Here is a 20,273-nt window from a genome sequence, read left to right on the forward strand (position 1 = left end):
TATCATACATTTTAGAAGGGAGCGATGAACATGTCTGATAACAAAACCATTTTGTACATTGCTATGAGTTTGGATGGATATATCGCAAGACTGGACGGTTCGGTAGATTGGTTATTTGATGTGGAGGGTGATGGTGGAGACAACGGATATGCTGCCTTTTATCAAACGATTGGTAGCGTCGTTATGGGACGTTACACGTACGAAGAGGTGCTCACACTATCTGAGGAATTCCTCTATGCGGATCGCCCAACGTATGTGCTATCCCGCTCAGAACAGCCGACTGCTCCACATGTACAGTTCACAACCGAGTCGGTAGAAACGCTCATTCCCAGATTAAAGCAGAATTCGGATGGAGACGTATGGATCGTCGGTGGCGGTAAGCTCGTTCAAGCGGTGATGGAGAAAAAATTATTAGATGAGATTGAAGTTGCTATCATTCCAAAAATTCTTGGCGAAGGCATCCCATTGTTCCCGGTAGGCACTGTGCCAAGTCAATTCAAAATGATCCGAACCCAGACACTCGGGCAGATCATTTCGATTCGTTATGAGGTACAACAGCTGAAATAGCCAATAAATAAAAGGAAGACAGCCCAATATGCAGTACTCCCAATGGTCCGATGTATACACATTCTGCCTTTGGCGTATGGCACGACCTGGAGCTGTCTTTTATTTTAATTCCCCTATGGGTCACTTCGATGACAGAATCCCATTTAAATATGCTGTCAGCGCTTCTGCCGTCCTACAGTGAGATAACTCGCCGGGATGACTTCGAGCGCCCACCGTTTCCCCAGTCGTATTGGGAAGCTGAATGATCGAGACCTTAAGATCCCCCGTCTCTTTCGTATACGCATCAACTGCACGGTAGATGGCAGGCATCATTGGGAAACCAAGCATCCCATAAGCCCATACGAGTTGAGCATCTGGATTATTTTTTCGAAGCTTAGTCAGGAACTGTTCCACCGCTTTCTCAAAAGTGGCCAAATCCTCTTCATGATACGTACCATCTTCGTTCAGCCGCTGCTTGTACACCTTACCGGTATCCGGGTCTTTCCACTCAGGTGACTGAAACGCACCCCCATCATTGCTACCCAGGTTCACAACCACCACATCCGGTTGCCAGGAACCAAAATCATGCTGTTCTCCTGCGCCGAGCGCTTCATTACGTTCACCGGTAAGCAGACCACAGACCTGTTCGTAATAATCGGGAATGTTCCCCTTCGGATTGTTATCCCAACTTGTCAGCACACCCCAGCCGCTCTGCGAGATGACCCGGTACTCCGCATTCACCGCTTCTGCTGTCATGAACGTATAATTATGTATGGCGCTGAACCACATCGGCACCCAATCTTGCTCTGCTTTTGCTCCAATGGCACCTTCACCAGATGTAATACTGTCACCGATAAACTCAATCTTGTACGGTTTTTCCTGCACAGGCAGGAATGCTCCATCCGATTTCACCGCATGAATCTGCAAGGAACAACCCGGGTCGCCACTCATCGCTTGGACATCTTTAACGATCCGTATATTCTTCACCACATCCGCGTTCATGCCTCGATACACACAGACCCAGTACCTTCCCGCCGTTAACATCTGTCTACTCACCGGAACACCGTTGATCAGAATGCTGATCCATGTCTCATATCTATCATACTGCGACTCTACCTCAACCCATAGTTCGGAGCCCTGTACATTGAGTTCGACTGCACTCCCCGTCCAAAACAACGTCAACGGTGATCGCTCTCCAGTTGTTCTGCCATGCACTTTCAGATAAGTCAGTTCCGATAACGCATAAACCTGTAAACCGGTATTCGCCTGTACACTCACCTGTTATTCCCCCCTCATTAATTCAATAAAAAAATAATTATTAAGCGCTTTCTTTTGTATTGATAAAATGTCCCTAGGCAAGCCATGCTCAAGTCCATCATATCAGATGTGCTCAATCCATCGTTCGCCATCAGGAGATTTATTATTTTTTTGTTCACTTAACGCTCATACTTCCACTGTTTATTCACTTTGCTAAGTACATGCACCACATCATCCACGATCATGATAGAACGTGTCATTGACATCGGCCCCCTTGATTAGATTCATTTTAGGAATAGCTATAACAAATGTTGTCCCTGTTCCTTCCAAAGGTCCCGATTCTACCTTAATTCGTCCCTCCAATGACTGGACGATATCACGTACATGGGACAGACCAATGCCTGTTGCGGCAATGCCGACTTCATTGAACTTGGTTGTATAGCCCGGTTCGAAGATAACATCCCGTTTGGCTTCAGGTATGCCTTTTCCAGAATCCATCACGACGAAATGTACGTCATCTTCCTGCTCATACACACGAATCCGGATCGTTCCGTCATGCTCAATCGCTTCGACCGCATTGGCAATCAGGTTATTCATTACCGTGAGAAGAGGAATGTAATACGGAGACTCACAATCATACTGTTGCTCGATGTCGATCTCGACCTGCTTATGCAGCATTTCGCTATATTTTCGATTTGCTTTGCTGGCAAAGTTCAGTACTTCAGACAGGCTCATGTTGACCGCTTTTTCGTTATCATACAGTTTCAGTAGTCCCGCCAGAATGCGCTGTGAATCCTTCTTCACTTCATGAATCTGCTGAGCAATGCCCAAGGTGCGCTGACTGTATTGATTCATGTCCTGCTCCCGCAGATCGCGATATAGATCATAGCTGTCTGCTGTGATGCCTTCAATCGTATTCATCGCTTTTTTTAGGTAAAAGACCTCGCCATACAGACCCGAGTTCACACTCAGCATCTGCTCTATCCGCTTCTCCTGCTCGGCATGCAAGAGCCGCATCTGCCTCACGGCCAAGCTGTTGTAGAGCCCAATCACAAAGTAACTTCGCAGACCGCCTACCACAAGCAGATACAACCATTCCTTCATATAAAAGATATTGGTCCCGCTTAACATTCCGCGAAGAAGTAGCTCAACAAGATTAGAGGAGAAATCAATACAGGTAATCAGCCCGCCGAGCAGAAGAGGCTGCATTTCATGGAATCGATGCTTGAACTTGCTAAGCCCATAGGCAAAGACCACGTAATACACGCCTGCCCCCACATTGTCTCGCATGCTTTCCAGTATGGACACGGTCTGTACATGATTGATGAGATCTGCCGACTGAAACAGCAAATTCGCAATGCCTGTCAGGATTCCTGTCTTCACATAAGACAGGTGCGGCATAATCATCAGCAGAAATAAAAGAATGCTAACGCCCAGCCCGATTCGGAAGTAATCTTCCCGGAACGGATTAATCTTGAATTGTGCCCCTACCGCTGTGGCAAAGGCAATGGCCGTCATCTGCACATTCTCATTTTTGACCCAATTGCGCATCGATCTCTTCACCCACTATAGCAACGTTTAGCGCCCACTGCCTAACCCGCGCTTCTAATGTAAAATATACTAACATATGAAAGAAGCATTAGAAATAATTAAAATTAGGGAATGAACGCGCAAGCAACATAAAAAGGCCGGAAGTCTTCACTTCTACGGCCTGTTCCTTATAATTATCATATATCTGTAACGTATTACAGGTTTTATTTGCAGTTAATTCATAGATTATCATTACCTGACTTTGGTTAAACCGAGCTTCCAGTCCTGATACCATTTGCTAATATTCTCACTGATGGGTATCTCCAAATCATGCTCCATTCTGGTGGTTAAGAGACGGTACTGCTCCTCCACACCGAGATCGTTGTGCATTTCATCATAGAGTTTCATTAAAATAAAATAACTTTCTTCCTCATCCGGAAGCATATGCTGGATACGTCTTGTGCTCTCAATGACTTTCTCCCCTAGCCCCTCCTTCTGGTAATAGAGACTTAATTGTCTCATGTGATACAACCACAGGTAGCGTAACCTTTCTCGTTCAGGCTCCGCCCACATGTACTCGTAATTGCCAAGGTACGTGCCCTTATACAGATGAAGCGCTTGCTCATATGCATGAACTGTACTTGAGTCTACAAGTTTCCATTGCCTGATTTCCTGTTCCCACTGCTCACTATCTAACTGAGCTCCACCCAATTCAAGCCTGTAGCCTGCTTCCAAGTGACCACTTTGAATTGTAATCATATCCATTCCGCATGTCTTGAGGGTTTGGCGTACATGATACATGGCAGTATAGAGTTGATGTACCGTCTTGTCCTCTTCCAATTCAGGCCACAGCATCTCAAGCAGTACACTGCGATGAATGGTCTGATTCCGATGATGGAGCAGATATGCAAACAGCTCCTGTGCCTTACTTGTGCGCCACTTGGCAACTTGCATCTCCTTGTCTGGAAGCTTGAATTGAATCTGATTAAAACAGCAAATTAAAGGCACATTTGTATTATTTGACCGCTGCTCGCGTTTTGAACTCAGTTTCTCCCGTACTCGGCTCACCGTCTGCTTTAGTCGATCCTTCTGAATGGGCTTCATGACATAATCCAACGCCTGTAGATCGAAGGCATGCACTGCATATTGGTCGTAGCTGGTCACAAATATAATTTCGACCCCAGGTGCTGTGGCCTGAATCTGTTTTCCCAGATCCATACCGTCCATCTCTGGCATATGGATATCCAGAAATACCACATCAGGGCGGTGCTCCATAATCCCCCCTATAGCCTCTGTCGGATTCATATATGTAGCGATAATTTCAATACCGCTTACTTCCTTCTCTAGTGATTTTTGAAGGCCTATCAACGCTAGACGTTCGTCGTCAACCAATATCACTTTCACCGGAGCTTCCTCCTCGACCCTAAAGTCTTGAGATTTATTTACACTATTATACCATATCAGGTAACAGATCCGGACTAGAAGAGAGGAAGGTTCCATATGTCAGATGCGAATCAAAGCTTTGGGGAAACCTTATAACGCTCATATCCTGTACCAGGCTCATATATTACTTCAAAGTACGTATGTGACTTTGAGGTGCGTACTTCTCATCCTTCTTTTTCTGACCCACAATATGAACAGAAGAAGAGAGGAGCATGTCCATTGAAACCCGAACAATTGGTTACCCGTTACACTGCGCTTGTCATCGGTGCCGGAGGCGTTATTGGAAGAAATCTTATTGATTATCTGATGACACTTCCGCAATGGAATGTCATTGGTGTATCACGCCGTGGAGGGCACGATGCCCCCAGGTTACGTTATATATCAGCCGATTTACTGAACGAAGTGGACACGCAAGACAAACTGAGTCATTTAACGACAGTTACTCATATCTTTTATGCTGCTTATCAAGATCGCCCAACCTGGGCCGAATTGGTGCAACCCAATCTGGCCATGCTCGTCAATGTGGTGAATGCGATTGAACCGATTGCCCCAAATCTCGAACATATCAGTCTGATGCAAGGTTATAAGGTGTACGGTGCACATCTGGGTCCATTTAAAACACCTGCCAAAGAAACGGACGCACATCATATGCCTCCTGAATTCAATGTCGACCAGCAGCAGTTTCTTGAGGATCGGCAACCCGGAAGCAGCTGGACCTGGTCAGCTCTGCGCCCTTCTGTTGTATGTGGATTCGCTCTGGGTAATCCAATGAACCTCGCGATGGTGATCGGGGTATATGCCTCTATCTCCAAGGAACTTGGCTTACCACTTCGCTTTCCTGGGAAACCAGGAGCGTATCATTCCCTTCTTGAAATGACTGATGCGACATTGCTGGCTCATGCAACCGTCTGGGCAGCAACCGAACCTCGATGTGCCAATCAGGCATTTAATATCACCAATGGCGATCTGTTTCGCTGGAATGAACTCTGGCCCAAAATCGCTTCATTTTTCGAACTGGAAACGGCTCCTCCACTGCCCCTCTCCCTTACAACGGCAATGGCAGATAAAGAAGCTCTTTGGAGTTCCATGATTGAAAAGTATGGTTTGGTAAACACCCCTTATGATGATGTCTCTTCCTGGGCATTCGGTGACTTTGTCTTCTCGTGGGATTACGATTTCTTCGCAGATGGTTCCAAGGCTCGCCGATTCGGATTTCACGAATTCATCGACACGGAGGCTATGTTCATGGATATTTTTGGGAATCTGCGTGATCGCAAAATCATTCCATAAAAGAGAGAAAAAACATAATAAGCCGAATCCTGAATTGCAGAATCGGCTTATTATACTCCTTCAACCATCCAACCGTCAGGTTGGCGGTTTAAACAGAATTTCCCCTCTGTCGCCATACACTTTCTCCACATGTGTATCACCCCATCTACACATCAGGTGGAGAATTTCTTTAAGACTCCACCCATACTCTGTTAACTCATACTCCACTTTAGGAGGGACCTGGTGATGGGAAATACGGACAATAACCCCCGCCTCCGTTAGTTCACCAAGTTGCTGAGTCAACACTTTCTGGGTGATCGCAGGGATCAGCTTCATCAGTTCGCCATTACGTTTCTTGCCAAAGGTAAGATGGAATAGAATAACGGGCTTCCACTTTCCCCCGATCACTTCAAGAAAGGCTTCAACTGCGGTGTTATATACTTTGAGCGGTTCCTCCATATCACCTTCTGTCTCCCTTCCAGACTATTGCTCAATCTTCTCGATTCATCTTCTCAAAAATATGGACTAATTGCGCTCGATCCTCTTCGTTTAATTTCTGGAATAATTTCTTACGCAACTTCTGCCCCTCCAATATTGCTCTTTCGAGGACTTCCACCCCTTTATCCGTAATGTTCAAATAAATAATGCGGCGGTCCGCTTCATCTACCATTCTATCGGCTAATCCCTTGGCTACCATCTTGTCAGATAAATAACTGAGTGTAGGTGGAGTTAACCCCAAAATCTTGGCAATATCCGAAGGTCGGCTTTTTCCATTTTGGTGGAGATGGCTGAGTACAAGCACATGAGAGACACCGAGGTCCTCATTGAATGATTTGTTCCATTGTATAATCAATTTATTGGTGAAATTATCCATATTGTGTATAAGCTCAAAAATGTTCTGTTCTTCCATTAGATCCTCCTCGAAAAAATAAACAACAGCCCTCATTCAACTTAAGGGCTGTCATCATTTTACACGCTATTGGGCTGAGTAGCCACCATCGATCACCAGTTCAGATCCCGTAATGTACGAAGAATCATCCGACGCCAGGAACAACGCCGCGTTGGCGATATCAATGGCCTGACCCAGACGCTGCAAAGGTGTTGCCTGAATCAATCGTTCTAGCAGTTCCTTCGATGTGTTCAAGGATTGGGTCATTGGTGTTTCGATGATCCCAGGAAAAAGAGCATTCACTCGAATACCTTGACGTCCGAAGGTGGTTGCAGCGGCTTTGGATAATGCACGCACCGCGCCTTTGGATGCCGAGTAATGGTTAAAACCTTGTCCAATCAAAGCGGTGTAGGATGAGATATTGACGATGGAACCTTTCTTCTGGGCTGCCATATAAGGAGTGACATGTTTCATGCCAGCGAATGGGCCGAAACCGTTAATGGACAGCATTTTCTGCCAATCCTGTGCATCGATTTCCTCAAATGGCTTCTCCGAAGAAATGCCTGCATTGTTGACCAGAATGTCAATTTTTCCAAAACGTTGATTAACTACTTTCGCCAGTGCCTGCCAATCCTCGTCCGAAGATACATTCAACTTCATTCCGTACACATTCTCTTTTTGGCTTGCTTTCTCCAGCGCTTCCTCATTAATGTCTGCAGCAATGACGATGGCGCCCTCCTGTGCAAAAAGATCAACCATGCCCTCCCCGATTCCCGAGGCTCCGCCAGTAATAATGGCTACTTTAGTATTTAATTTTCCCATGTGAAACGCTCCTAACGTATTTTATTTGGACGAATCTGATTCAATTGCTATATTTCTTTTAAAGAAAACATAAAAATATTTAGTCATCTAATATTCAATAGTTTAACTATTAGATGACTAAATATTAGCAGAGTAACTGCCTTTATGCAACGAGCACGCCTCTATATACTTATTTTGGATTCCTTAGCGAAGCTAACGGAGCTGAACAAAAAGCTCGGTATTGGCGACATTTCCGGCATATCGTACATAACTGGGCAGCATAAAAAAACTGCATCCGTCATTTACGGATGCAGCCTTTTCAACGGTTCGTATAAAGAGAAGCTCTTAACCTTACTACAGTGAACCCTGAAGGTTTGCAGGTTGATTTTCCTCATTCACCAGGCCTTGAATAAAGGTTTCGAAATTGGGCGCAAGCCAAGTGATCTTGTAGCTTTCTTTTTTATCCACATGAACAACCTCGGGCTCACCCGCATTGCCGGATTCACGATAATCCAGCATCACCACCTCCGAATCGGAAGGACACTCACATAGAACAACACCGATTTCGGGGTAACCCCCCTGCTCGATGATATACCGGCTGCCAGCTTCACCACCTAACGAATGTGCTTTCTCCCGTCCAATACCCAGTATTCCCACGACCTCAACGCGGATCTTCTTGGCAGCCTCTGCTTGGCTAACAGAATAATACCGATAGTGGGGAACACCACCATTATGTAATTTCATCATGTTAACATAGGAAGTTGGCAGCTTGAACACCAATTGCTCCTCCAGTGACTCAATCTGTCCATCCGTAGGCGGGGCTAACACATATTGATCCACGGCTTCAGCACTGTCATTCCAAAAACCCATTGGATCCAGATGGCTAACACGAACAGGTGCGATTGAGATTTCAGCGACAGATGGGACGGTATCCAAGGGCTTCTCTATGGATTCCTCTGTGAGTTCCTCTGCTATTTTGTTCCGAATCCATTCCAGGAATTCCTGTGTGTCCTCATCTCCCGGCTCCAATCGGTCCGCTGCTTCAAAAGCCTCACGCGCATTCTCATATTGCTCCAAATAATAATAAGCCAGACCGATGCGGTAATGCCAAAGCGGATCATTTTGCCCCTCTTCTGCAACCGACAAGAACTGCTCCATTGCCTCCTCATACCGTTCCAGATTATTCAATGCTCTACCGAGATGGCTGATCAGAATATAATCTCGCTCGTCCTCCTCAACCTCTGTAATCGCCTCCACAATCTCTTCATATTCATCCTGATCATGCCAAGCCCCTAACCGTTCCAAGAGTTCATCATTCATTGATCTTGCCTCCCTCTCTTATTTCTTTTGTAGAAATTATATCATTTAGGTGCTGCCCACTCCACAAAGGCGATCGATATCAAACGTCCGTAGTCTAAAATCGCCAGAAAACAAAACAACCTCTGCCGACTTTAGTGTCAGCAAAGGTTGTTTGAATCACTTTTATTTATCAATTAAATTTGTGATTTTCAGCATTCTGGCGATCAGCGTTGTAACTTCTGCACGCGTCATCGTCGCTTGCGGGCTGAGTACTTCAGGACCATTGCCCCGAATAATGCCTGCTTCGATCAATTGTGCCACATCCGCTTTAGCCCAGTTCGATACGCTTGCCCCATCTTTATATTGGGACAGCGCAGAAGTATCCTGTCGCATCCGAACGCATCAAGCCCAGACCCGTGACTACGATCTCCACGAACTCGGAGCGTGTTCACTGCGGTTTGGAGAGAATGTGTTATCCCCGTTCCCCTTGAGGTCAAGTCTTGCCGCGATGTTGTTCACGTCTTCTTTACCCCAGTGGTTTTTCATGTCATCGAAATCCTGTGGATTCCAAATCACCGAATAGGAGGCACTGCTGCGCAGATCGTTGATAAGAGCGAAATAACAGTTTTGCAGAACAAGCTCTGGCAGACTGTCTTTTCATTTTGAAAAGGTGCATGCCTCTTTCTTGTACAGTTTTTGTATACTAGTTTCGTTTATAATCGAAATTGTATTTTATTTCTTGGGAGGTAGGTTATGAACGTTTCATTTAAAAAGTATGCTGCTGAATTCATTGGAACTTTTGTTCTTGTTCTATTCGGCTGCGGCAGTGCCGCAACAGCAGGAGGAGAGCTTGGGTATTTGGGCATTGCATTGGCATTTGGATTGTCTATTGTGGCGATGGCCTACGTGATCGGACCGATTTCGGGGTGTCATATCAACCCAGCGGTATCACTCGCCATGTTCATTAGCCGTAAACTAAAGGCTACCGATTTCATCGGATACGTTATTTCGCAGATCGCCGGTGCGATCGCGGCCTCTGCTCTTCTGTACGCCATCATCGTCTCCGCGGGCATGCCTACGACGGGGCTCGGTCAAAATGGTTTCGGCCCTGGCTACGGGATCGGGATTACAGCGCTAATGGCGTTCATTGTCGAGGTCGTTTTAACCTTCGTATTTATTTATACGATTCTGGGCGTGACCTCCACTGAGAGCAATGGAAACATCACCGGTCTGGTCATCGGACTGACGCTCGCTTTCGTACATATTCTTGGTATCGCCTTAACGGGAACGTCCGTCAACCCCGCAAGAAGCTTGGGACCAGCACTTTTGCTCAGCGGACAGGCCTTATCCCAAGTATGGGTGTTTCTAATCGCCCCGCTTGTTGGTTCGGCGTTGGCAGTTGCTGTATATCAGGGACTGAACACCAATAAGGGAAAGTAAGGGTACAACGCCCTTCTATTTGTAACGCATAGCCCTCCCACTCCTTCCAAAGTTGGTGGGGGCTTTTTTTGCATCCAACATCAAAAAAAGAAAAGATCGGACGGATACAATAATCATATTCCCGATCTCTCCACCGATTATAAAACAAGACTTCCCATTCATGCTCCTAAGGCCGTTTCCGAATCGGTATCCATATCTCGCTTCTGTACTGCGGCAACGTCACATCCTTGTGTTCGTTCCAGAGCATTTCCGGCCCTTCGCTCAGTTCGTAATCCGAGGAGGGGAACCACTCCGCATAGATCCGTCCCCATACCTCCTGAAGCGTACTCGGAAAAGGACCAACAGCGGTAAATACCGCCCATGTCGAGGCTGGCACCTCCAGCTGCACCAGACCTTCGGGCACTGCTTTTTTCGTGGCTGCACCAATGTAATGATCCAGCTCCCCCTTCTCCTCCATCCGACCCTCACTGAAATGGGCTGATGCACTAATTAAGCCCAGAGGCTGTATGTTTGATAATCCCTTGATCGTATCAATCAATTCCGGTGTAAGGCGCTGGTACATCGCAGCGATCTCCGGATTCACCCCGTTGAATACGATCGGCACCCTTTTACTAATACCCACGATTCGAAAAGCCTCTTTGTGTTCAATGCGGTAGTTCATTTCGCTTCCTCCTTGAATGGTCAATTGAAATGTCATCCGAGGGAAGGCTTTGAGCGATGGACCATGACTCCGCGCTTCGGAGGGTGTAACTCCATGCATGCTTTGAAAAGCCCTGGCGAAGGAATCCGGCGAGGCATACCCGTATTTCAGTGCAACGTCAATGACTTTGCTGTCATTCCGGCTTAGCTCCAGTGCCGCCAGCGTCAAGCGTCGACGTCGAATATATTCCGACAGCGTAAAGCCGCTAAGAAAGGAAAACATGCGCGTAAAATGGTACTCCGAGCAGCAGGCGATCCGTGCAATCTCTTTCATATCCACGGTGTCCGTCAGATTCTCCTCAATATAACTCAAGGCCTCGTTCAATCGCGCCAGCGTATCCATGTCATCCCCTCCCTCGTTAATTCAAGGATAGCAAAGCCGTTCCCTTCGCATCCGACATTTCCTGCACCATTCTGTAGGTAGCTCTTCTCTTACAAAAATCTCGCTTGTTCATACAGAAGGTTTTGGTTGATTTACTTCAACATGCAGAAGTCTGGTTTTCGTTACCATTCCCGCACTCTCCAATGTTTTAGATGGGTCGTTATAGTACCAGCATCCAGCTCCCACATCGTTCGAATCGAATGGAGCAGACAGGTACATTGACAAGTTTTGTGCGTATTCTCCATTTTGCAGATATGCCGTTCCTCTTATTTGCCGTTCACATATTTTAAAGAGAGATAGTTTTGATCATAACGGATAAGGGGAGCGGTCAAAATGGGAGCCAGGCCAACAAGATCTATCAAAAAGCAGGGAGTTTCTATTATTGCCTGCACGAAACGCCAAAGCTATATAAGAAACCTATTTAGTAACTACAGCCGACAGAACCACGCCAAGAAAGAACTTATCATTATTGTTACAACGATAACATCCCCCTTACTCCTTATCTAAGCTTAGCCAAAAAACTTCCAAACGTACACGTTTATCGTCTTCCGGAACGTACCTCCCTCGGCGCTTGTCTAAATTACGCTATTAAGAAAACGAAATACAACTATATTGCCAAGTTTGATGATGATGATTATTACGCTCCCTACTATTTGACGGAAAGCGTGCAGACCTTTCAAAGAACCAATGCCGATGTCATTGGCAAGCGGGCACATTACATGTATTTACGCGGATCAAAGACGTTTATCCTTCGTTTTCCACATGATGAACATCGTCCTGTGACCCTAATCCCTGGCGCAACGCTTGTCTTTAAACGCAAGGTAGTAAACAAAGTTCAGTTCCCGAATCGAAGCGTCGGTGAGGATGATCTTTTTTGCATTAGAAGCAGACGAATGGGGTACAACGTTTATTCTGCGGGAAAAAGTAATTTTGTCGCGATACGCAGGAAAAACTCATCCAACCATACATAGATCATTAGCGACAAAGAACTCATCTCCCAAATCCAAAAAATACCACCCGTTACGCATTACAAGAGATATGTGCAGAAAAAGCCAAAGGGCGTATTATAATGGCGAACTCAGGCAATTCTCGTGATCTGAAGGGGTTTCCATCATCGTTTGTACCAAACGGCGACAATGCATGGGTAACCTTTTTCGTAACTACAACAGGCAGAATTATAGGAGTAAAGAGCTTATCATCATATTAAATAATAATAATCTGCGTGTGAATGAATATATGAAGGAGGCAAAAAAATATAGGAACGTAAGGATTGTTTCACAGCCGGAACATGTATCGCTTGGCTATTGCCTGAATTATGGGGCTTCACTATCTAAGTACAATCTCATTGCTAAATTGGATGACGATGATTATTATGCTCCCCGCTATTTAACGGATAGCGTGCACATTCTGTTAAAGACCAACGCAGATATTGTAGGGAAACGAGCCCACTATATGTATTTGAGCAGCAAAAATCTCCTTCTGCTTCGTTACCCTACCAAGGCGAATCAATATGTTCCCCTGATTCAAGGAGCGACCCTTCTCGTAAAACGACATGTGATAATCGATGTTGGTTTTCCGGATCAAAATCGAGGAGAATGCGTAACGTTTTGTTCCGATAGCATGGCAAAGGGCTATACGATTTATTCAGGAGGTACAGCTAACTCCCTTGCGATTCGCAGGAGGAACTCCAAAGATCATACTTGGATCGTAAGCGATAAAGACCTCTTAACAAGAAATGTTAAGGTGCTGAAAGTGAAAAACCCAAAAAAATTTGTATGTCGAAATGCAAATTAACGGCAGATTGAATCTCAAAAAAGAGCAGCATTCCGCTGCTCTTCTCTGTTCTCGACCCGATAGTCATATGTGCTTGGACTCAAGCCAGATATTCCGCCATGATCTGCTCCATACTGAATGGGGTGACCCCCTTCTCCACCGAATAGATCGTATCGGCCTCATCCAACGTATTCACCAGTTCACCTCGGGCCTTGGCATGGAGCGTGAACAAGTCGTACAGGTCCGGTTTACGCAACGTGGTCAGGGCTTTGCCCATCAGGACCATCCCTTTTTGATTGCCCTCGACATTATTGTAATAATCCGGGTGTCTGGTTAGCGCCAGATCGGTCCAGATTACCGTACGCTCCACCAGATCCATAATGACGGGAATCGCTATCTGCGTATCCGCACTGATATCAATCTTGTTAACCACCATGGACGGCTCGAAGATCTCGCCAGAACCCTGCTTCTTCCGCATCATCCAACCCACAAAACATTCCGGCAAATCACAATACGGATGACTCGTAAAGGAAAGCAGACTCGCCACCACATAACGTCCGCCATAATCAACGATCGAAGGAATATGGAGATCAATGAACTCACTTGCCCCTTGAGGCGCTGTCACGATATCCCCACTGTGAACGGCCCGGTACTTGGATGAACGCAGATTGGTATAGGAGATATGCTCCACATAGTTCCAGTTCTCATCGTACATCACCGCAGACAGATCAATGTCCACGCGCCCTGTTGACTTGCCATCTACGTCCCCCTCTTTCCACCAGTTGAAGAAACGAATCGTATCACCCTCTGCCATCGGCACACGGCTTCCACGAACAATGGTATGAAGAGCCTTGCTTGCTGATCTTTGGGAAAAGGGCACCAGATAACTATGGAGCTGCGGATCGACATAGGTCTTCCCAAGCGGGGAAAGGTTAGCGAATCGCTCTACCAGCGCTTGCTCGCACAATTGTACGACATCCTGACACGTTGCTTCATCGATCTCTGGCAGCTCATTCGGAACGGCAAAGGCTTTGGCTACATTACCTTTCGGGAAAAAGATACGCAGATCCTGCGGTTCATTACGGTGGGCAAAATGCTCTCGCACCTGTAACAATACTGGGGTAGATACCTGTGGTATAACTTCACCAAATGCCAGCAGCACATATGCTTCATCTTCAGTCATCCGCAGCAAGTGATCCAGTCTTCTCGCGAATTCACCTGGACGCTGTGACAACAGATCGATTAGACTCCAGACATTTCGATATTGGAACGCAAGTTCCACACTTCCGTTGAAGGTCGCATACGGCTTATCATTACGCAGAATATCAAAGGCTTCTTCGCATCGCGGATACCGAAGCTTATATTCCGAAGGATGAAGAATTTCGCCGAGGCGAATCCAGCGGTCCTTATACCGCAGCATATCCTCCGTTATTGAACCACATTGCTCCAGCAATCCGAGCAGTAGTCGTCTTTCGCGACGTTTGAATTTCCGGAAGGGAGAAGCCGTAGCCAGACTAACGTCACCATTAGACCAGGCCACAGCGAGACGAAGGACGTCGGTTGCCGTTCTGAAATACGGACCGATTCGGTCGATACCCGCTTTTTCATGCTTCAACAGTGAGGCTACAACGAAACCTACATTTTCTTTGAACGGAATTTCAGCAGGCAGAATTGCATCCACTTCGCTGGGGTCTCCGTGCTCCAATACTGTATCGATATCTTTCTTGTCCGTTTCAGAGATGGAACCCTTGGCTTCAATGATCTCACGGATTAGCTCCTGAAACGCTTGTTTGTTTCCCAAACCGATAACTTTTAAGTCCGACTTCTCCTGCAGAGGCGTTCTCTCCACAGATTGATCCGGATAGACCACGGTCAGATGAGTCAGATAATGAATAATCGCATTAAGATATAACTCCGCTTCATCCACTTGCATCACCTGCATCGGGAATCCTGCATACATCGGTTGATACTTCACATGTGCGCCGACCATGACTCTCAGATCAGCCACAAGTTGAATATATACTGCTTCAAATTGTTCTTTGGACAGCTGCCGCATTGCTTGCATCAACTCATCCGAGAAAGTGTATCCGAGTGCTTCGATATTTTTAAGGGCAGTCGCCAGATGTGTCTTCGGCAACTGTTGCTTCCCTTCGTTTGATTCGATAATAAGTTTGTTCGCTCTGCGCAAATAAATCGTATTGTTCATGATAAAAGAGTCCAGGAAAGCCACATCCCTATAATATTGGATTAGGATAGAAGGAAGGAATGTGATAGCCTGGACGCCTCCTCTCTGAAATGAAATCTTCAGGAGAGCTGCGACCCTATTTTCGCCAATGAAGTTAGAAGGAAGGATCGCAATAGCCTGAAGGCCAGCGGTTCGAAGTTAGTCACCCGAACCTCTGGTGAACCCATCATCTCAGATTCTACGATCTTCCAACAGGGTGAAAGTATTACGACATGAATTTAATGAGGTAACAAAAAAACAGCCTCGCAAACAAAGCTGCGAGGCTGTGTATTTCCAATCAAATATTTGAATGTTTCCACTGTTGGTACCACAACTCAACTTCCAAGCCAGGACGTATGCCCGCCTCTTGTTGTAACGCAGTAACTAACTGATTATACTGAGCGATCACGGGATCTTTATTGCCTAATCGATCATAGGTCTTCATTAACGCCAGTCCGACTTCCTCCAATGATGGCTCGAATTGCTGTACCCGGTGATATAGCGCGAGTGCTTCCGTATTCTGTCCCAGTCCGATGTAATATTGTGCGAGTTGCATGGCATGATTACGCCATAGTGCATGCAAGCGCTGACGCTCTAACTCAGCCCATACGTAATCGTCCTCACCATAATACTTGCCTTCATATTGATCTGAGGTCTGCCGATGCTCGACCATTGTAGTCGATGACAATGGAGATAACCGGTTAAGACGACCTTCCCATTCTTCCACATCAACCCTGAACTCTCCTGTTTCCAATAGATAGCCAAACTGTTGATAACGAATGGACATCTTGTCCTCGCCCATGAATTCGTTCATCATGCTGCGCAAGCGATGGATACCACTATGCAGATTGGATATGCCTCGCTTCTCATCCAACTCTGGCCACAATAGTTCAAGGAGCTTATCCCGTTTAATCCGTTTGTTCCGATGGTGAAGCAAATAGGCAAATAACTCTCTAATTTTGCTTGTTCTGAACTTCATATGCTTCGGTGGCTCATTCGGATGCGTTTGGACCTGAAGCATCCCCAAACACCGTATTACCATGGATGGCTTTTCTGCCATATTCGGACTGTTTGGCACACATCGGCGTTGATATATCTTCATCGTTTTTTCCAAACGGTCTCGCGTTACAGGCTTCATGATATAATCCAGCACTTCAAGTCCATAGGCCGTCAGTGCATGTTCATTATGTGCTGTTGTGAAGATAACCTCTGTTTCCGGGGAAACTTCATGAATGCGTTCGGTCGCCTCGATTCCGTTCATTCCGGGCATCTGGATGTCCATGAAGACGATTTCCGGCAAATGACGTTCGATATGATCTATGGCTTCCTCTGCCGTCAGAAAAGAGCCGATAACTTCACAATCCTCTCTTTCTTGCAACAGTTTGTTCAATCTGCTCAGAGCGAGATATTCATCATCTACCAAAATCATTCTCATACGTACAACTCCTCTGGCTCACTGATCATCATTTAATCTATAATTTTACCATAAATCCTTGAGTGGTACCGCTATCGTATGAATAAAGGGATAACGTTTCGATATTCAAAAAAATTCCTCTTTGTCAGAGATTTTGCAGGAGTTTGAAGTAAAATGTCGAAAACTAAAGTCTGCCATGAAACTAATAACCTATAAAAAGATACCCCGATATGTATTGCTGTCGATTTTATTCCTAACTATTTCACTTGGCTTTCGCTGGATATGGTCCGAGTCCTTCACTATACCCGCACATCCTGAACCAGCCGAAGGCGTGTTGGACCTTCGAGGATGGGACCTCACCAACGCTTCACCCATATCCCTGAATGGAGAATGGGGATTTTACCCCCAGGCGTTAATCACTAATCGTGACGTAGAAATAGGAGACACCCCATCCACACGGATTCAAGTTCCCGGTGACTGGCGGAATGCATTACCACAATCCTCATCGTCATTCGGATATGGAACGTATCATCTTCGCATCCTTTTAGATTCATCTGTGAAAGAAGTCTCTCTCTGGGGTCAGAAAATCCAGACCTCATCGATCATCGAGATGAACGGGACCATTGTTGCCGAATTCGGTCAACCTGCCACCCATGCCGAAGCCTATCGACCGGAGAGGACTGCATTTACGACTTCCTATGCGCTTGGCGGTTCCACCGAAATCAATCTTCTGGTGCAGACCGCTAACTTCGATGACCCTTATAGCGGTGGGATCACACGCTCTCTCTATTTTGGTTCTCCAGAAGCCATTGGAAGTGAACGAGGATTGTCTATCGATCTGCAAAAGATCACGTTCGCCATACTGATCTTGCACAGTTTATACGCTTTTATCATGTTTCTGTTTATCCGGAAGGAACGAGCTCTGCTGACGTTCTCGATGCTAACACTGGTTGCTGCCCTAACGGTCACCTCCGACCATGACAATCTGTTATTGAGTTGGATGCCACTCAACTTCACTTGGATCGTTAAGGCCAAAGCATTGTCCTATCCGCTGTTCGCATTCTTTCTTCTACAGATGGCCAGAAGTTTCTCCCATAGTTTACAAGGGCGTAAACTGTTTCGTATCTACGCCAGCGTGCTTGGTGTGTATTGTGTATTTTTGCTAATCGCACCGGTAACCCTGATCTACCATGTACTTGAGATTGGACTATCTGACTTCCTTTATCTGTTTGCCATTGGCTGGTCTGTATACCTGTTCTTCCGAATGGCAGCTGAGAAACGAAGTGACGCCAGCTTTTTGCTCTTTGCGGCAACCAGCAGCCTATCCAGCGTGCTATGGGGAATTGTGAACTCGCGTAGCGAGATCACCAACGTATATTATCCGATTGATGTGATCGCGGCCATATTCGGCTTCTCCGCCTATTGGTTCAGGAAATACTTCCGCAATTCAAGTCAGATTGAGCAGTTGTACGAACAGCTCAAAGAGGAGGATCGGCAGAAGGATCAATTTCTTGTGAATACGGCTCATGAGCTGCGTACACCGTTGCATGGCATCATTAATATAGCCGAGAGTATCGCGGTCCGTGAACGGCGTAAATCAGGTGGGCAGCAGGCAGATGACATGAAACTGTTAGTTACCATCGGTCGACGCATGTCCCAACTGGTTGATGACCTGCTTGATGTCATTCGTCTGAAGGAGAAACGTATTAAACTTCAAAAGAAACCACTTTCCCTTGCATCTGTCATCCCAGGTGTGATCGGTATGTTCCGATTTATGGCAGAGGGAAGGCCTGTCCACATGAAGGTAGATATTCCTGAATCACTGCCGTTAATTCAAGCCGATGAGAGAAGACTTGTACAGGTGCTCTATAACCTGTTGCATAATGCACTCAAATTTACCGATGAGGGTACCATTACAGTATCTGTTCGGGAACAAGGAGATTATGTCTTGATCCAGGTCTCGGATACAGGCGTTGGCATGAGTGAAGAGATACAACAGCGAATATTCGATGCATACGAACAGGGAACCCCAGAGGCTCGCTTGAGCGGAGGAATCGGCTTGGGTCTAAGTATCAGCAAACAGCTCACTGAGCTCCATGGTGGACAGCTCACCGTGCAGTCTGTGCCTGGGGAAGGATCGACCTTCCAGATCTCACTTCCACGGGAAGATACCGAAGCGCTCTCTGACCAGACTGAGCAGCGCTGGGACACTCACAGCTTTGATGAAGTTGCGATCGCGGAGCCGCAGCAGCAAACCATATCTCACGATAAGACTGCCGCCCGTATTCTTGCTGTCGATGATGATCCTGTAAACCTGCGAGTGCTGATCTCCATGCTTGCAAATGAACCGTATCATATTCAACCCGCGGCCTCGGCGCTTGAGGCACTCGAATTACTGGATCAGGAGCCGTGGGACTTACTGATTGCCGATGTTATGATGCCTCATATCTCCGGCTATGAACTGACCGAGAACGTACGCAAACGTTATTCGATCTCTGAGCTTCCCATCCTGTTATTGACGGCCCGTAACGAACCGGCCGACATCTATGCCGGATTCATGGCCGGAGCTACAGACTACGTCACCAAGCCTGTTGATGCCGTTGAGTTAAGACATCGCATTGGATCACTGATCGCGCTGAAACAATCCATCGATGAGCGGTTGCGTATGGAGGCTGCATACTTACAGGCACAGATTCAGCCACATTTTCTTTTTAATACGCTCAATTCAATCATGGTTCTTAGTGAGATGGATACGGAGCGAATGCAGAAGCTGGGCGATGCTTTTATCGAGTATCTTCAGACCAGCTTTCATTTTGTCAATTCGGAGAAAATGGTGGAGGTCACTCATGAGTTGGATCTGTCACGTGCCTATCTCTACATTGAGAAGGAACGATTTGAGAATCGATTGAATGTGATCTGGGATATCCCAGACGAACTTGATCTTTCCCTGCCCCCCCTCACCATTCAACCGCTTATTGAGAATGCAGTTCGGCATGGCGTTCTAAGTAAAGTGGTTGGCGGAACTGTCTGTATCCGGATTATGCGTCAGGCAACAGGTACTTTGATTGAGATTGAGGATGATGGTGTAGGGATGCAACCGGAACAGATCGAACGGGCATTGGCATGGCCCAAGAAGGGACCAGGGGGAACCGGAGGCATTGGATTAACCAATACACATCGCCGGTTGACTCAGATGTATGGACAAGGCTTAAACATCGTCAGTTCACCGGATCAAGGTACGAAAGTATCCTTTGTTATCCCCTTGGACCGCAACACAGGAGTCTAAGCGATAAGATAGTTCTATAAC

At 46.4% G+C, this 20,273-nt stretch carries 17 protein-coding genes and 1 pseudogene; 6 read left to right on the forward strand and 12 right to left on the reverse strand.

Annotation, left to right across the window (positions count from 1 at the left end; translation table 11 throughout):
- Nucleotides 1–24 precede the first annotated feature (24 nt).
- Nucleotides 25–567 (forward strand): dihydrofolate reductase family protein, encoded by a 543-nt coding sequence (locus M1D71_RS28820; RefSeq protein ID WP_458124666.1) that lies wholly within the window; start codon nt 25–27, stop codon nt 565–567.
- A 120-nt stretch (nt 568–687) separates the two neighbouring features.
- Here the strand turns inward: M1D71_RS28820 and M1D71_RS28825 are convergent, their stop codons facing one another.
- The 3 genes from M1D71_RS28825 to M1D71_RS28835 all read right to left on the reverse strand — a co-directional run bounded on the left by M1D71_RS28825 (nt 688) and on the right by M1D71_RS28835 (nt 4,737).
- Nucleotides 688–1,824, reverse strand: a complete 1,137-nt coding sequence (locus tag M1D71_RS28825) for an SGNH/GDSL hydrolase family protein (protein WP_458124667.1) — start codon at nt 1,822–1,824, stop codon at nt 688–690.
- Between the two features lie 210 nt (nt 1,825–2,034).
- Entirely contained in the window at nt 2,035–3,354 is a 1,320-nt protein-coding gene (locus tag M1D71_RS28830) for an ATP-binding protein (RefSeq protein WP_458124668.1), read from the reverse strand.
- Nucleotides 3,355–3,585: 231 nt separating this feature from the next.
- Nucleotides 3,586–4,737 carry a response regulator gene (locus M1D71_RS28835; protein ID WP_458124669.1) on the reverse strand — a complete coding sequence of 384 codons (1,152 nt, stop codon included), beginning with the start codon at nt 4,735–4,737 and terminating at the stop codon, nt 3,586–3,588.
- Between the two features lie 258 nt (nt 4,738–4,995).
- Here M1D71_RS28835 and M1D71_RS28840 point away from each other — a divergent pair, with 258 nt between their 5' ends.
- On the forward strand, nt 4,996–6,066 hold the full coding sequence (locus tag M1D71_RS28840) for an SDR family oxidoreductase (RefSeq protein ID WP_458124670.1): 1,071 nt from the start codon (nt 4,996–4,998) through the stop codon (nt 6,064–6,066).
- A 75-nt stretch (nt 6,067–6,141) separates the two neighbouring features.
- On the opposite strand, the gene M1D71_RS28845 is transcribed toward M1D71_RS28840, so the two are convergent.
- The 6 genes from M1D71_RS28845 to M1D71_RS28870 form a co-directional block, all read right to left on the reverse strand.
- Nucleotides 6,142–6,504 carry a winged helix-turn-helix transcriptional regulator gene (locus tag M1D71_RS28845; RefSeq protein ID WP_145324899.1) on the reverse strand — a complete coding sequence of 121 codons (363 nt, stop codon included), beginning with the start codon at nt 6,502–6,504 and terminating at the stop codon, nt 6,142–6,144.
- A 31-nt stretch (nt 6,505–6,535) separates the two neighbouring features.
- Nucleotides 6,536–6,955, reverse strand: coding sequence for a MarR family winged helix-turn-helix transcriptional regulator (locus tag M1D71_RS28850; RefSeq protein WP_458124671.1), 420 nt, complete (start codon nt 6,953–6,955; stop codon nt 6,536–6,538).
- A gap of 66 nt (nt 6,956–7,021) precedes the next feature.
- The gene (locus tag M1D71_RS28855) at nt 7,022–7,756 is read right to left on the reverse strand and encodes an SDR family NAD(P)-dependent oxidoreductase (protein ID WP_458124672.1); all 735 of its coding nucleotides are present in this window, start codon (nt 7,754–7,756) and stop codon (nt 7,022–7,024) included.
- 333 nt (nt 7,757–8,089) lie between these two features.
- On the reverse strand, nt 8,090–9,055 hold the full coding sequence (locus M1D71_RS28860; RefSeq protein WP_458124673.1) for an SMI1/KNR4 family protein: 966 nt from the start codon (nt 9,053–9,055) through the stop codon (nt 8,090–8,092).
- A gap of 162 nt (nt 9,056–9,217) precedes the next feature.
- Nucleotides 9,218–9,427: an S-layer homology domain-containing protein gene (locus tag M1D71_RS28865; RefSeq protein WP_458124674.1), complete on the reverse strand. Its 210-nt coding sequence runs from the start codon at nt 9,425–9,427 to the stop codon at nt 9,218–9,220.
- Nucleotides 9,428–9,454: 27 nt separating this feature from the next.
- Complete coding sequence (locus M1D71_RS28870; RefSeq protein WP_458124675.1) at nt 9,455–9,580, reverse strand: hypothetical protein; 126 nt, start codon at nt 9,578–9,580, stop codon at nt 9,455–9,457.
- 207 nt (nt 9,581–9,787) lie between these two features.
- On the opposite strand from M1D71_RS28870, the gene M1D71_RS28875 reads away from it, so the two are divergent.
- Entirely contained in the window at nt 9,788–10,474 is a 687-nt protein-coding gene (locus tag M1D71_RS28875) for an MIP/aquaporin family protein (RefSeq protein WP_458124676.1), read from the forward strand.
- 166 nt (nt 10,475–10,640) lie between these two features.
- Here M1D71_RS28875 and M1D71_RS28880 read toward each other — a convergent pair whose 3' ends face one another.
- Entirely contained in the window at nt 10,641–11,516 is an 876-nt protein-coding gene (locus M1D71_RS28880) for an AraC family transcriptional regulator (protein WP_458124677.1), read from the reverse strand.
- A gap of 372 nt (nt 11,517–11,888) precedes the next feature.
- Between M1D71_RS28880 and M1D71_RS28885 the strand changes: the two are divergent.
- Together M1D71_RS28885 and M1D71_RS28890 are read left to right on the forward strand one after the other, a co-directional pair.
- A pseudogene (locus M1D71_RS28885) lies at nt 11,889–12,625 on the forward strand (glycosyltransferase).
- A 70-nt stretch (nt 12,626–12,695) separates the two neighbouring features.
- Nucleotides 12,696–13,349: a glycosyltransferase gene (locus M1D71_RS28890; RefSeq protein WP_458124678.1), complete on the forward strand. Its 654-nt coding sequence runs from the start codon at nt 12,696–12,698 to the stop codon at nt 13,347–13,349.
- A gap of 79 nt (nt 13,350–13,428) precedes the next feature.
- Here M1D71_RS28890 and M1D71_RS28895 read toward each other — a convergent pair whose 3' ends face one another.
- The gene (locus M1D71_RS28895) at nt 13,429–15,534 is read right to left on the reverse strand and encodes a TerD family protein (RefSeq protein ID WP_458124679.1); all 2,106 of its coding nucleotides are present in this window, start codon (nt 15,532–15,534) and stop codon (nt 13,429–13,431) included.
- Nucleotides 15,535–15,850: 316 nt separating this feature from the next.
- On the reverse strand, nt 15,851–16,987 hold the full coding sequence (locus tag M1D71_RS28900) for a response regulator (protein WP_458124680.1): 1,137 nt from the start codon (nt 16,985–16,987) through the stop codon (nt 15,851–15,853).
- Between the two features lie 310 nt (nt 16,988–17,297).
- Between M1D71_RS28900 and M1D71_RS28905 the strand changes: the two genes are divergently transcribed.
- Entirely contained in the window at nt 17,298–20,252 is a 2,955-nt protein-coding gene (locus M1D71_RS28905; RefSeq protein ID WP_458124681.1) for a hybrid sensor histidine kinase/response regulator, read from the forward strand.
- The last annotated feature ends 21 nt before the right edge of the window (nt 20,253–20,273 follow it).

It is taken from the genome of Paenibacillus sp. Z3-2 (assembly GCF_054161325.1).